Below are 14,793 nucleotides of genomic sequence, written 5' to 3' on the forward strand. Positions count from 1 at the left end.
TGGATTTATATTTGAAGTGTGCCCGGAGACTTTTGGTTTAGTCGCCGTGGATAGACCAAAGCGCGGCCCTTGCTCGAAAAGGAACAGGGGCCGCGCGCTGGGTATTTAAACCAGGTGGTGGTTACTTCTTATCGACGCCGATATTGCCGTCCTTCTTCCACACCACAACCACTGCCGGGCGTGGGGTGGACTTGCCACCGTCAGGCCAGTGAGAGGTCTGCTTTTCAAAGGTGGCGTCATCGGTTTCACCTGGGTGCTGAACGTTGACCATCACACGCTCATCGGTGACGATGGGTCCGCAGGTCTCGGCACCTGCCGGAACGGTAAGGAAGCACTTCAGCTCACCGCGGGTATCGCCCTCGGTGGTCACTGCGTAGAGGCCATCATTGGACTCCAGCGCGTTACCGTCGGTGGAGATCCACAGATTGCCGTGGCTATCAAAGGCCAGGTTATCCGGGCAGGAAATCGGAGATACCTTCTCCTTGTCAAAGCCGCCGAAGTAGGTATTAGCCTCCTTCGGATCGCCACAGACCAGGAAGAGGTTCCAGGTGAACTTCTCACCAGCGTGATCATCTTCAATCTCCATGACCAGGCCGTTCTTGTTCTCCTTGATAGGAGCCCATTCCATAGGCTCTTCCTTGTTCTTCTTGGCGTTCTCGCCGGTAGCGCCACGGTACTTATTGTTGGTCAGGGCAACGTAGACCTTCTCCGAGTCTGGGTGGACCTGCATATCCTCAGGGCGGTCCATCTTGGTCGCGCCCACCTTATCGGCGGCCTCACGGGTGTAGACAGCAACCTCTTCTGCAGACATGCCGTCGACGTGGGACTCGAACTTATTGTTTTCCGTATCGGAGGTCAGCAGCTTAATCCACTTGCCCTCGCCGTCGAAGGCACCGTCTTCGGGCAGTACGCCGGAGCCGTCAATCTCGTCGGCTGGGGAGTTGCCCTCTACCTTGGCTACGTACAAGGTGCCGTGGTCCAAGATGGTGAGGTTGTGCTCGATATCGCCCTCTTTGTACTTCTTGGTGGAGATGAACTTGTAGATGTACTCGAAGCGGGAGTCATCGCCGGCGTAGCACACCACGGTGCCATCGGAGGCGATGTGGATGTTGCCGGCCTCGTGCTTGAATCGGCCCAGAGCGGTGTGCTTGACCGGCGTGGACTTAGGATCTAGTGGGTTAATCTCTACGATCCAGCCGAAGCGGTTCGGCTCGTTCGGCTCTTTGGAGACGTCGAAGCGCTTATCAAAGCGCTCCCACTTGCGCTGGGACTCGCCATCTTCCATGCCGAAGCGCTCCAGCGACTCCTGCGCCTTCTTGTCATCCAGCTTGGCGTGTGCAAAGTACTGGTCAAAGTTCTCTTCGCCGGAGAGCATGGTGTTCCACGGGGTGATGCCACCGGAACAGTTATTCAAAGTGCCCTTGACCTTCTTGCCCGTCTTATCGGCAGAGGTCTTTACAAACTCGGAACCGGCAGCTGGGCCGACCAAGGTGAATTCGGTGGTGGCGGTAATGCGGCGGTTGAGTGGGCCAAACTCGCGCTTGAGCTCACCGGTGTTGCCAACCTTGGATACTTCCACGATGGAGTGACCGTGACCAGCTCAGCCAATCTTGGCCTGCTCCTCGGTCGGGTTATCCGCATCGTAGTTGGGGAACATCTGCGGCTCGGTGGTGTACTCGTGGGAGCAGACGTAGATAAGGCGATTGTCATCGTCTGGGTGCTCGATAAGACCGGCGAAGTCATTGTTGAAGCCGAACTGCTTCTCTGCTGCCTCGGCGGTCTGGTTCTTGTCATCGAATTCCGGTGCGTCCTTAAACAGCGGATCGCCCCACGCGATGAGCACGGATTGCTTGTAGCCGTCCGGGATGACTACTTCGTCCTTTTCATTCGGCTGTACTGGGTCGAACTTCATGCCCTCGGCGGAGGTGAGCTCGACGTTCGCCTCAGAGGTCTTGCCGCCCTTGCCCTCGGAAGAAGACGCCTCAGTAGAAGCATCGTCTGGGCTAGAGCAGGCAGCCAGCGCGGCGCCGCCGCCGACGGTTACGACGGACAGGCTGCCCGCGCGCAGGGCGGTACGACGGGAGAACTGATCACCGAAGTACGGGTTATCGGACTTGTTCTCGCACTCTCCGAAGCACGCATTGCCACACTTGTAAGTGCAGGTCAGGCTGGAACGAGAGGATGCGAAGAGACTAGAGAGAAGATTGCGGCCCTTAAGCGCCATGGGTATTGCTCCAAAAATGTCGAAAAATATTGATTGCATATGGGGACAGCCATATATAAAAGGTCATCTTCGTAACTGTGTGTTGACCCCGAGGTGACAGTGAAGTGAATTATGCGTAAATCCTTTCCCGGGAGAGGGTGGCGTGGGCTAAATCGCGTGCTGCGGTGGGGATCGACTACCCTTGGCTAACGTGAGCGAGCAGAAGAATAATGAAGTAAACGATGTCCCTGAGCAGCTGCGCATCCGCCGCGAAAAGCGCGATCGCCTGCTGGAATCCGGCGTAGAGGCCTACCCGGTAACCGTTGAGCGCACCATCTCTTTAAAGGATTTGCGCCATGATTTCCGCGTCGTGGCTGAAGGCGAAGAGCCTGGCAACGAAGAGGGCGTAACCTACCTGGCCCCTGGCGAGGAAACCGAGGTCACCCATGCCATTGCCGGTCGCCTTATTTTTATGCGCAATACCGGCAAGCTGTGCTTCGCCACCTTGCAAGATGGCGATGGCACCCAGGTGCAGGCCATGCTTTCCCTCGCAGAGGTAGGCAAGGAGCGTCTCGACGCCTGGAAGTCCGACGTCGACTTGGGCGATTTCATCTCCGTGCGCGGCCGCGTGATTTCTTCGCGCCGCGGCGAGCTGTCCATCATGGTCTCCGAATGGACCATGGCCGCTAAGTCCTTGCGCCCGTTGCCGGTGTCCTTCGCCGATATGGCAGAAGACACCCGCGTGCGCCAGCGCTATAACGACCTCATTATCCGCGAAGATGCCCGCAAGAACGCCATGATTCGCGTCAAGGTCATGCGCGCGCTGCGCAATTACCTGGAAAGCCAGGACTTTGTAGAAATCGAGACCCCGATGCTGCAGACCCTGCACGGTGGCGCAGCCGCTCGCCCGTTTATCACCCACTCCAATGCGCTGGATATTGACCTCTACCTGCGCATCGCTCCAGAGTTGTATTTGAAGCGCGCGGTCGTGGGCGGCATTGACCGCGTCTTTGAAATCAACCGCAACTTCCGCAATGAGGGCGTTGACCGCTCCCATTCGCCAGAGTTTGCCATGCTGGAGACCTACGCTGCGTGGGGCGATTACAACGATTGTGCCCGCATGACGCGTGAGTCCATCCAGGCTGTTGCCCGCGATGTCTTCGGCTCGACCACCGTTACCCTTGCCGATGGCACCGAGTTCGATTTCGGTGGCGAAGAATGGCCGGAAATCGAGATGTACCCTTCCCTGAATGAGGCCCTGCAGCGTAAGCTCCCGGGCCAGCCGGAGGTCACCATCGATACTGACGTCGAGACGCTCAAGGGCATTGCAGACGTCATTGGTCTCGACGTCCCTAAGGACGGCGGCTGGGGCCACGGCAAGTTGGTCGAGGAAATCTGGGAGGTCCTGTGCGAGGACCAGCTCGAAGGCCCTATCTTTGTCAAGAATTTCCCGGTTGAGACCTCCCCGTTGACCCGCCAGCACCGTTCCGAGCCGGGCGTGACCGAAAAGTGGGACCTCTACGTGCGCGGTTTCGAGCTGGCAACCGGCTACTCCGAGCTCGTGGACCCGGTTATCCAGCGCGAGCGCTTCGAGGATCAGGCCCGCTTGGCCGCCGGTGGCGATGATGAAGCCATGGTGCTGGATGAGGACTTCCTCGCCGCTATGGAGCAGGGCATGCCGCCTACAGCAGGTACGGGCATGGGCATGGACCGTCTACTCATGGCCTTGACTGGCCTGGGCATCCGCGAAACCGTGCTCTTCCCGCTGGTCAAACCCGAGCAGAAGTAGCACCTAGCGTCCTATCGCTTGGCCGTCAGCCCGCGCGGGCTGACGGCTTTGCTATTTCCTGCTCATGTTCGTTCCTGCACCCCTGCTGCAAAAGACCAGCGCAGTTTCTCACCGCATGGAAAAATGCGAGGCATGAAAAGAATTCTCCCTATCCTTGCCCTACCTGTATTGGCCGTTGGGCTTGCGTCATGTTCCTCTGCTGACAGTAACGAGGAAGCGCCCCAATTCCGTCCACGGATGACCGAAAGCACCGCAACTAGCTCGGCGGAAGCTTCCTCCCCAGAGAGCACAGCGGAAGAAACTACCGAATCAGAAAAGAAGGTGGATTCCTCGGGGCTGACCATGCGTTCGGCCGAGGACTTTTTGGCGAAGGGCCCCGAATACGCGCAGTCGAAGGCGTGGGGAGTTAAAAGTCCCGATGGAAAAGTTTCGTGCTCCTTTAAAGAGCTCTCCGCAGGCCCGTGGTGCACCGTGCAGTTCGCAGATCCACCCCTAATGCCAGACCCAAACCAGCCGCAGTGGGAGGCTAATATGGTCAGCTTCAAAAAGGGGGGAGGGATTCTTCCCATCTGGCGCGGTGGATCCAGGTGATATGACTCCGTCGAAACAGCTCAAGGCAGGGGAGAAGGTAGAAATTGAAGGCGTTACCTTCGAGGCACCAAACTCGGATGAGTTCACGGTCACAGCGAAGGGACATCATTTCACCGTAAAAGACAACGGTCAGTACTACTCCGATACCTTCCCACCTAAGCCCGATTCCAATGGCAACGCCAAAATGGGCACTATCTGTGGGCAGATGGATACCAAATGGGGACGAAAGAACGTCTACGTGCAAGTCGATGGCACGAACTGCACCAAAGCTATGCAGGTCGTAGATAGCTACGTGAATCACGACTTTAAGCTGGAGGAAGTAAATACCCGCGGCTTCCTCAAGGTCGAAGGCTGGGCATGCGATGTATCCGCGCCAAAGTTCTTAGATGATTCAGAGCCGGAAAACCGCTTGCCCAAATGCGTGGATTTGAGTGGCAGCGGGCGAGTAGTTCTCCTGGATATCTAAGTTTTTAGCGCACGAGTGGGCCGGCGGATTTATCGCCCCGCAGGCGCTTAATGATGTTCTCGGCCGAAATCAGGCACATTGGCACACCGACGCCCGGCACGGTGGTAGCCCCCGCATAGTAGAGGCCGTTTACCTTGCGTGAGGTATTGCGTCCGCGCAAAAACGCCGACTGTCGCAGCGTGTGTGCCGGTCCGATGGAGCCGGCCGACCAGGCATGGTAGCGCTCGGCAAAATCGGCCGGGCCGAGCGTGCGCTTGACGACGACCCTCTCTCGCAAATCCGGCACTCCGGCCGTGGCCGCGATGCGGTTGAGGGCGGCGTCGGCAATCGCAGCAACGCGCTCGGACTCCTCAGCGTGATAGGCATTGCCAAACCCTGGTGCCTCCGCGGCCGGCACCGGCACCAGAATGAAGAGATTTTCGTGGCCCTCGGGGGCGACGCTCGGGTCGGTAGCGGAGGTCTTGGACACGTAGATGGACTCGGAGGCCCCCAACGGCCGGGAGGGCTCTGGGCCGGAATAGACGGCGCGGAAATCCGGATCCCAGTCCTTGCTAAATAGCAACGTATGGTGTGCCAGCTCGGGCAGCTTGCCCTTCACCCCGGCCAAGATGAGCACGGTACCCAGGCCCGGATTGCGCCGGCCCCAGTAACGCTCCGGGTAGGTGCGCAGCTGCGGCGGCAAAAGCTGGGTCTCGGTGTGGTGCAAGTCCGCCGCGGAGATCACGATATCGGCGTGGATGGCGCCCTTATTCGTGCGCACGCCTGTTACCTGCCGATTAGAGACCTTGATGGAGGTAACCTCCTCGCCCAAACGGTAGGTGGCGCCAAACTTCTTCGCTTGCCGGTAGACGGCCTGGACCACGGCGGCGAAGCCACCTTGTGGGTAGCGCACCCCCTCCACCAGGTCGGTGTGGCTCATCAGGGAATATAGGGCTGGGGCGGCGGCCGGCTCGGAGGATAAAAAGACCGCCGGATAACTCAGAATCTGGCGCAGGCGGGCATCAGCGAAGTTACGGCCCACGTGCTGCTGCAGGTTTGCCGCAAGCAGCGCCACGAGGCGAGAAAGCCGGGTGCGAATATCGCGGTGCACCAAATTGAGCGGCGCGGAGAAGGTGGTGTAGAGGAAGTGCTCGAGTGCCATGTCATAGGTATCGCTGGCCTGCGCCAAGTACTGCCGGACCTTGTCTCCCGCGCCGGGTTCCAAGGACTCGAACAGCGCGGTGACTTCCTCGATGCCGGAGTGCACGTCTACGGGCGCATCCCCATGAAAAACACGGTAGGCGGGGGAGAGGTCCACCAGAGCTAGCTCCGCCTCGGTAGAGGTGCCGCACAGCGCAAAGAAATGATCGAAAGCCTCGGGCATGAGATACCAGGACGGGCCCGTATCCCAGCGAAAGCCGTCTTCTGCAAAGCTGCCGGCGCGGCCTCCCACCTCATCCAGCGAGTCCACCACGGTGACCTCGTATCCTTCGCGGCCGAGCAAGGCGGCGGTGGCGAGTCCAGCGATGCCGGCTCCGATGACGACGGCGTGCATGACGTTCTCCTTAATCTTCGGCTTGGTGTGGGGCGTGCTTGCTGTGGCCGCGGCGGCGCACTGCGCGGGCCGCTAACCAAGCCTTGGTGTGGTTGGGCACGGATACGCGCGTGGTGGCGAGGTCCGTAGCAGGGGTTGCGGCGAGGCGATTGGTCAGCTCGGCAAAGATATCCGCCGCCGCGCTCACACCAACCCGTGCGGAGGCAGGTAGCAAGTCGATGGTGAGCGCGGCGGTAGCAAGCTCCTGGCGGATCTCTGCGATGAGCGCGGACTTGGTGGCCTCATCAATCCGGCCGGATGGGGCCTGCTGAAAATAGGTGCGCCCCAAAGTAGAGCTATCCTCGCCCAAATCACGCAGGAAGTTTATCTTCTGGAATGCCGAACCTAGCGCGCGGGCGCCGCGTTCCATGGCAGTGCGGTCGGCGGGTGAAACGCTTTCCTCGGCTAGGAAAATCTGTAGGCACAAAAGCCCAATGACTTCCGCCGAGCCGTAGATATAGTCTTGCAGCTCGGCCGAAGAATACTCGCGTTGTTTAAGATCCGCGCGCATGGAGTGAAAGAAGGCAGCAAGGTACTCGCGGGGGAAGCCACAGCGACGCGCGGTCAAGGCATAAGCGTGGACCACGAGATCCGTGTGCAGTCGCTGCTGCGGTGCGGCCAGGATGGTTTTCTCGTAGGCATCCAATGCGGCGGCGGGGTCGGTGTGGGCTTGGGCAGCGGCGCCGTCGACAAGCTCATCGGCAATGCGCACCACCGCGTATAAGTGGCGGATATCGGCGCGCACCCGCCCGCGCAAGAGCCGCGTGGCCAGCGAGAAGCTGGTGGAGTAGCGCCCCATAACCTGTGCGGCCGCGCGGGAGGCCGCTTGGTCATAGCGAGTTAGCATATCTGTCAACGTAGCATGCAGCCTATTAACGGTTCGTGGCGCGCGGCTGCCCCTCCGCGAACCCGGCGGCGGACTGCACGCCCACAGTGGCGCGTTCGTGGAAGCTAGCCAAGGAATTGGCGCCGGCGTAAGTGCACGAGGAACGGACGCCAGAAATGATTCGGTCCACTAGATGCTCCACGCCGCCGTGCTCGGGGTCGAGGTAGATACGAGAGGTAGAAATCCCCTCTTCAAACATCTCGCGGCGGGCGCGCTCGAAGGCCTCCGTATCGGAGTTGCGGCCGCGCACTGCCCGGCGCGAAGCCATGCCAAAGGATTCCTTGTAGAAGGCGCCATCGGCGTCCTTGTGCAGGTCACCTGGGGATTCAAAGGTTCCGGCGAACCAGGAGCCGATCATGACATTGGAGGCACCGGCGGCCAGAGCAAGAGCGACATCGCGCGGGTCGCGCACGCCGCCATCGGCCCAGACGTGGGCGCCAACCTCGCGGGCTGCCGCAGCGCACTCCAGGACGGCCGAGAATTGCGGGCGGCCCACACCCGTTTGCATGCGGGTGGTGCACATCGCGCCTGGGCCCACGCCGACCTTGATGATGTCCGCGCCGGCGGCCACCAGTTCGCGCACGCCCTCCGCTGTGACGATATTGCCGGCAGCAATGGGAAGCCCCAAGTCCAGCGCTTTTACCTTGCGCAGCGCGCTGAGCATGCTGTCTTGGTGCCCGTGTGCGGTATCAATGACTAGGACGTCGGCTCCCGCCTGCGCTAGGGCACGGGCGCGGCCTTCCACATCGCCGTTGATGCCCACGGCCGCACCAATGTGTAACCGGCCCTGCTTGTCGACGCCCGGCTTATACATCTTCGCCCTCACCGCCCCCTTCCTGGTGAGGATTCCGGCCAGGGTGCCATCCGGGTTGACCACCGGTGCCAACTTCCGCGAGGTTTTGCGCAGCTTGGTGAAGGCCTCCTGTGGGTCAATGCCCACCGGCAGCGTTACCAGATCCGTGGTCATCAATTGGCCGACGGCGGTGAAATTATCCTGCCCGCGCAGATCCTTCGGTGTGATAATGCCGATGGGCATGTCCCCGTCGACCACGATGGCCGCGCCATGAGCGCGCTTGTGCAAAAGGTTGCTGGTATAGCCCACGGTATGGTGCGGCTTCACGATAATGGGGGTGTCATAGACCAAGTCAGCCGCTTTCACGGAGGCGATGGTCTCTGCGGCCGCATCCAGGGATAGGTCCTGTGGCAGGATAGTGAGCCCGCCGCGGCGCGCGATGGTCTCGGCCATGCGGCGACCGGCCACGGCGGTCATATTGGCCACGATGAGCGGGATGGTATTGCCAGTGCCGTCCTCAGTGGTGAGATCCACCGACTGGCGCGAGCCCACCTCGGAGTGGCTGGGCACTATGAACACATCGGAATAGGTCAATTCGTACGGCGGGCGGGAATCCTGGAGAAAACGCACTGGGATGGCCTCTCTATATATTCGGGTGGCGCGGTCTGACCGCGCGGAGGAAGACATTAAAATTATACTCCCCGACTTTCCCCATATCGGCGGCCTCAGTATCCTATCTGGGTGTCTCAGAAACCAGATCCGCACATTTCCGCAGAGGTAAAAATCAACCTCACCATCCTCGTCCTTGGTGCGATGGTGATGATCCTGAACGAGACCGCCCTTTCGGTGGCATTGCCTGCCATCATGGCGGACTTTGACATCCCGGCTACCTCCGCCCAGTGGTTGCTTACCGGTTTCCTGCTCACCATGGGCGTGGTCATCCCGACCACCGGCTTTCTCATGGATAAATTCACCACCCGCCAGATCTTTCTCGCCTCCGCGGGTGTATTCCTTGCCGGTACAGTCTTTGCGGCACTCGCCCCAGCCTTCGGCATCTTGCTGGTGGGGCGCGTTTTCCAAGCGGCGGGTACTGCGTTGATGATCCCCACCTTGATGACGGTGGCGATGACCCTCGTCCCGCCGCAGCGTCGCGGCAGCGTCATGGGCATTATCTCCGTGGTCATTTCCGTGGCCCCAGCGCTCGGACCTACGGTGGGCGGTCTGGTTCTTAGCATGTTCACCTGGCACGTTATCTTCTGGACCATGGTTCCGCTGCTCGGCCTCATCGGCGTCGCCGGCTACCTCCGCCTAGTCAACGTGGGCGATAAACGCGATACCCCGCTGGATTTCCCCTCAGTTATTTTGTCCGTCCTTGCCTTTGGCGGGTTGGTATATGCCGTATCGTCCCTAGAAAATATTCTGGAGGGCGAAGGCCTCATAGACATCCTCGTCCTCGCCATAGGACTTGTGGCCTTGGCGCTTTTTACCCTCCGGCAAGTGCGCCTGGCTAAAGACAATCGCGCCCTGCTGGATATGCGACCATTTAAGGTTCCGAACTTCACCGTGGCGGTACTCGGCATGCTTTTGATGTTCGGGCTATTGCTTGGCGTGGTCAATGTCCTGCCCATCTACCTGCAGACCTCTTTGGCGGTAAGTTCCCTGGTCACCGGGCTCGTCGTCATGCCCGGCGGCTTGCTGCAAGGCGGCATCTCCCCGATGGTAGGCCGCCTCTATGATGTCCACGGGCCCCGTCCGCTGATGATTCCAGGTGCCCTTCTCCTTGCCGCGGGTACGTGGCTGATGACCCTGCTCACTGAGGACAGCGCTGTGTGGATGGTCATTGCTATGCACGTCCTATTCGCCCTCGGCATTGCGCTCATGATGACGCCACTGATGACGACGTCCCTGGCCTCCCTGCCGGATGAGCTCTACTCACACGGCTCCGCCATCCTTAATACTTTGCAGCAGCTGGCGGGCGCGGCCGGCACTGCCTTTTTGATGACGTTCCTTAGCCGTGGCACCAAGGCTGGCCTGGCACAAGGCATGAATGATGCTGCTGCCACCGCTCACGGTGCGCACTGGGCATTCCTTTTTGCAGGCGTGCTCTCGCTGGTGGTTATTGTGCTGGCCCCCTTCCTCAAGCGCGTGCCGTCGACGGAGTAGCCACTAGGACAGGCATAAGGCCCGCACACGCTATGCGCGGCGGGCCGGAAACTCTGAGAGTGCGATTTAAGAGGCGCACAGCGGCAGGTTCAGCCGCTCGTTTTCAGCCTTATCGCCCCACACGAGGAACGCGGATTGGGTGCCTTCAACGGCCATGACGTAAGTAGGAACATCCGCGGTGGTCTCATAGCTTTGGATGGTGCACTGGTCATTGGAAAGCTCCACCGGCTCGGCGTCGGGAAGCATGGCATCGCGCTCTTCTATGCTGGGGTAGTAGGTCACGATATAGCTAAACCCATCGCCCACGCAGGAAATCTTGGCCTCCTGGCCAGACTCCGGCTCACGCGAGGAACACTTTGCCCCATCGAAGCCCTCCTGGCCACTACGGGAGCTCACCAGGTTCGGGTACGCATCCGCCAGGTTTTGTTCTTTGTCATTCCAGCTGGGGTAGGACAAGAAGAACCACAGCGCCGCCGCGGCAGCAATCGCGGCCACCGCCAACACGCTAATCAACGCAATGAGACCGCCCTTGCCCTTCTTCTGCGGCGCTGGCGCCATGGGCTGTTGCCCCATGGGTTGCTGCCCCATGGGCTGGGCCATCGCCTGCTGCTGCTGCGGCTGTGGCTGTGGCTGCGGCGGGGCGAATTGCTGCTGGGGGCGCGGTTCGGGGGCTTGCACGCGCGGGATCTGCGCGGTATCGAACTCTCCCTGCGGGCGCAGATGCGCCACCACATCCTTGGCGCTATCCGCCGTGCCGGTGGCCTTATAGTCCGGGCACTTGCGCGCGACGAGTTGCTCGAATGCCTCTACCGCTTCGCCGTGCTCCTCGGGAGACGGGCCGGCCGCGGCCAGTACCGAAATCTGCCGTTGCTTGTCGACGCCCACCCGGGCCTCCCTTAGCCCATGGACCGCAAAGTCTGCCTGCTTGCGAGAGATCAAAAAGTCCACCGCACCGGCCAGGGGGCCAAAGATCTCCGCCGCGTCCGTGCGGCTGAGATTATTGGGTATTTGCGAAAGCTGGGTGCCGACAAACCCCTCGCGCACAATAAACTCTTGCCCGTCTGCGGTAGTGCCCGTGCCTACCAGCGGTGCGATAGCCGGGTGATGCAATCCATGTAACGCGGTGGACTTTTCCACCATGCCGGTGATTCCTGGGGCGAAAATCTCCACGCTCAGCGGCTGGTGCGTGGCCCCGTCTTCCACGGCAAAGAGTGTAGAGGAAGGAGCTTCATCCACTACTGCCAATTCGTGCAGGTTGTGTTGGGTGGCGAAGAACTCAGGAAGTTGCGGCACGGTGGAGATTTCCTTAAACAGTGCGGAAGAGGGGCGGGGAACAATAAAACGATTCCAGATTACATGCCCGTGCCCCTGTTCGCTACCGGCGTACACCCGTGTGAGCTGCGAAGATGGGGAATTATCGCGGTATTGCGGGCATCTGGGAGTAAAACCGGAAATGATCGGCGGATTGCCGCGTTAGAGTGGGTGACACATTAGAAGCGAAAGTATAGGGGAATCATGTTCGAGAGGTTTACCGATCGTGCTCGCCGCGTCATCGTTTTGGCGCAGGAAGAAGCACGCATGCTTAACCACAATTACATCGGCACCGAGCACATCCTGCTCGGCCTTATCCATGAAGGCGAAGGCGTCGCTGCCAAGGCACTGGAATCCATGGGTATTTCCCTGGAGGATGTCCGCCGTGAGGTCGAGGAAATTATCGGCCAGGGTAGCCAGCCGCATACTGGCCACATCCCCTTTACTCCACGTGCCAAAAAGGTTCTTGAGCTCTCCCTGCGTGAGGGCCTGCAGATGGGACACAAGTACATCGGTACTGAGTTCTTGCTGCTGGGTCTCATTCGCGAGGGCGATGGCGTCGCCGCGCAGGTGCTGACCAAGCTCGGCGCCGACCTGCCACGCGTGCGCCAGCAGGTTATCCAGTTGCTGTCCGGCTACGAAGGTGGACAGCAGGAGGGCGGCTCCTCCAATGGTCAAGGCTCCGGTCCAGTCGGTGCAGGTGCTGGCGCCGGCGCTCGTGGCGGCTCCGGTGGTTCCGGTGAGCGTTCCAATTCCCTGGTGCTTGATCAATTCGGCCGCAACCTCACCCAGGCTGCCAAGGACGGCAAGCTTGATCCTGTCGTTGGCCGCGAGTCCGAGGTAGAGCGCATCATGCAAGTGCTCTCTCGCCGCACAAAGAATAATCCGGTCCTCATCGGTGAGCCGGGCGTTGGTAAGACCGCCGTGGTCGAGGGCTTGGCGCTCGACATCGTCAACGGCAAGGTCCCGGAAACCCTCAAGGACAAGCAGCTCTACTCGCTTGACCTAGGCTCCCTGGTGGCCGGCTCTCGTTACCGCGGTGACTTCGAGGAACGCCTGAAGAAGGTCCTCAAGGAGATTAACCAGCGCGGCGATATCATCTTGTTTATCGATGAGATCCACACCTTGGTCGGTGCTGGTGCTGCTGAAGGTGCTATCGATGCAGCTTCCTTGCTCAAGCCAAAGTTGGCCCGTGGCGAGCTGCAGACCATCGGTGCTACCACCTTGGATGAGTACCGCAAACACATCGAAAAGGACGCCGCCCTCGAGCGTCGTTTCCAGCCGGTTAAGGTAGACGAGCCTTCCCTGGATGACACCTTCTTGATTCTGAAGGGCCTGCGCGATAAGTACGAGGCTCACCACCGCGTGTCTTATACCGATGAGGCGCTGCACGCTGCAGCTTCCCTCTCGGATCGCTACATCAATGACCGCTTCTTGCCGGATAAGGCCGTCGACCTTCTCGATGAGGCTGGTGCGCGTATGCGCATCAAGCGCATGACCGCGCCAAAGGGCCTACGCGAGGTCGATGACCGCATCGCGGAGGTCCGCAAAGAGAAGGAAGCGGCCATCGATGCCCAAGACTTCGAAAAGGCAGCTGGCTTGCGCGATAAGGAGCGCAAGCTGGGTGAGGAGCGCGCTGAGAAGGAAAAGCAGTGGCGTTCCGGTGACCTCGAGGAAATCGCCGAGGTTGGCGAGGACCAGATTGCAGAGGTGCTGGCACACTGGACCGGCATCCCTGTGCTGAAGCTGACGGAGAAGGAATCCAACCGTCTGCTCAACATGGAAGAAGAGCTGCACAAGCGCATCATTGGCCAGGACGAGGCGGTCAAGTCCGTCTCCCGCGCCATCCGCCGTACCCGTGCAGGCCTCAAGGATCCGCGCCGCCCGTCCGGCTCCTTCATCTTCGCTGGCCCGTCCGGTGTGGGTAAGACCGAGCTGTCGAAGTCCCTGGCTAACTTCCTCTTCGGTTCGGATGATGACCTCATCCAGATCGATATGGGTGAGTTCCACGACCGCTTCACCGCTTCTCGTCTCTTCGGTGCTCCTCCGGGATACGTCGGCTACGAAGAGGGCGGCCAGCTGACCGAGAAGGTTCGCCGCAAGCCGTTCTCCGTCGTGCTTTTTGATGAGATTGAGAAGGCCCACAAGGAGATCTACAACACCTTGTTGCAGGTGCTAGAGGATGGCCGGCTTACCGACGGCCAGGGTCGCGTTGTTGACTTCAAGAACACCGTTCTCATCTTCACGTCGAACTTGGGTACCCAGGACATCTCGAAGCCGGTGGGCTTGGGCTTTACTGGCTCTTCCGAAAATGATGCGGATGCTCAGTACGATCGGATGAAGCAGAAGGTCAACGACGAGCTGAAGAAGCACTTCCGCCCGGAGTTCTTGAACCGTATCGATGACATCGTTGTTTTCCACCAGCTCACTCAGGAGCAGATTGTGGAAATGGTCGAGCTGCTCATCGGCCGCGTGGCCAAGCAGCTGGAGGAGCGCGATATGGGCATCGAGCTTACGGACAAGGCCAAGAACCTCCTGGCCAAGCGTGGCTTCGACCCAGTATTGGGTGCTCGTCCGCTGCGTCGCACCATCCAGCGCGAGATCGAGGATCAGCTCTCCGAAAAGATCCTCTTCGGCGAAATCGGCGCCGGTGAGATCATCACCGTCGACGTCGAGGGCTGGGACGGCGAGTCCAAGGACAACACTGGCGCGAAGTTCACCTTCAGCCCACGCCCGAAGCCTCTGCCGGAGGACACCGAGGAGCCGCAGCTTGACGACGCCGAGGTGCGCGAAAACGACGCCGACTCCACCGATGCCGGCGAGCCCGACACCATCACCCCGGACGTTCCGGGCGATGGCGGCTCCACCGCCGCCGGAACCGACCTAGAGTCCGGCTCCGGTTCCGACTCCGATGACGATGGCCATAACCCGCCGCCAGCAGGCGCCGGCCAGCCGATGTAGTGGCGCTATAGCGCCTTAAAGCCGCCCAGCCCTCGCTTTCCCTGCGAGAACTGGGCG

At 60.3% G+C, this 14,793-nt stretch carries 8 protein-coding genes and 1 pseudogene; 4 read left to right on the plus strand and 5 right to left on the minus strand.

All coding sequences use genetic code 11. From position 1 onward, the window contains the following. Positions 1–121 precede the first annotated feature (121 nt). Positions 122–2,224: pseudogene (locus tag QP990_RS00970) on the minus strand (PhoX family protein). A gap of 190 nt (positions 2,225–2,414) precedes the next feature. Here QP990_RS00970 and lysS point away from each other — a divergent pair. Next, on the plus strand, positions 2,415–3,992 hold the full coding sequence (lysS, locus tag QP990_RS00975; protein WP_284798020.1) for a lysine--tRNA ligase: 1,578 nt from the start codon (positions 2,415–2,417) through the stop codon (positions 3,990–3,992). A gap of 592 nt (positions 3,993–4,584) precedes the next feature. After that, complete coding sequence (locus QP990_RS00980) at positions 4,585–5,049, plus strand: hypothetical protein (RefSeq protein ID WP_284798021.1); 465 nt, start codon at positions 4,585–4,587, stop codon at positions 5,047–5,049. Positions 5,050–5,053: 4 nt separating this feature from the next. Here QP990_RS00980 and crtI read toward each other — a convergent pair whose 3' ends face one another. Genes crtI through QP990_RS00995 form a run of 3 tightly spaced genes read right to left on the minus strand, consistent with a single transcriptional unit; the run spans position 5,054 to position 8,931 of the window. Continuing rightward, on the minus strand, positions 5,054–6,583 hold the full coding sequence (crtI, locus tag QP990_RS00985; protein ID WP_284798023.1) for a phytoene desaturase family protein: 1,530 nt from the start codon (positions 6,581–6,583) through the stop codon (positions 5,054–5,056). 10 nt (positions 6,584–6,593) lie between these two features. Next, positions 6,594–7,469, minus strand: coding sequence for a squalene/phytoene synthase family protein (locus QP990_RS00990; RefSeq protein ID WP_284798024.1), 876 nt, complete (start codon positions 7,467–7,469; stop codon positions 6,594–6,596). 25 nt (positions 7,470–7,494) lie between these two features. Next, positions 7,495–8,931 (minus strand): GuaB1 family IMP dehydrogenase-related protein, encoded by a 1,437-nt coding sequence (locus QP990_RS00995; protein WP_284798025.1) that lies wholly within the window; start codon positions 8,929–8,931, stop codon positions 7,495–7,497. A gap of 111 nt (positions 8,932–9,042) precedes the next feature. On the opposite strand from QP990_RS00995, the gene QP990_RS01000 reads away from it, so the two are divergent. Next, on the plus strand, positions 9,043–10,464 hold the full coding sequence (locus tag QP990_RS01000) for an MDR family MFS transporter (protein ID WP_239208073.1): 1,422 nt from the start codon (positions 9,043–9,045) through the stop codon (positions 10,462–10,464). A 66-nt stretch (positions 10,465–10,530) separates the two neighbouring features. On the opposite strand, the gene QP990_RS01005 is transcribed toward QP990_RS01000, so the two are convergent. Then, a complete protein-coding gene (locus QP990_RS01005; RefSeq protein WP_284798026.1) occupies positions 10,531–11,757 on the minus strand; it encodes a serine/threonine protein kinase in 1,227 nt (408 codons plus the stop codon). Positions 11,758–11,979: 222 nt separating this feature from the next. Between QP990_RS01005 and QP990_RS01010 the strand changes: the two genes are divergently transcribed. Then, the gene (locus QP990_RS01010; protein WP_284798028.1) at positions 11,980–14,736 is read left to right on the plus strand and encodes an ATP-dependent Clp protease ATP-binding subunit; all 2,757 of its coding nucleotides are present in this window, start codon (positions 11,980–11,982) and stop codon (positions 14,734–14,736) included. Positions 14,737–14,793 lie beyond the last annotated feature (57 nt).

The sequence above is a fragment of the Corynebacterium sp. MSK071 genome (assembly GCF_030232125.1).
GTDB classification, from domain to species: Bacteria; Actinomycetota; Actinomycetes; order Mycobacteriales; family Mycobacteriaceae; genus Corynebacterium; species Corynebacterium kefirresidentii.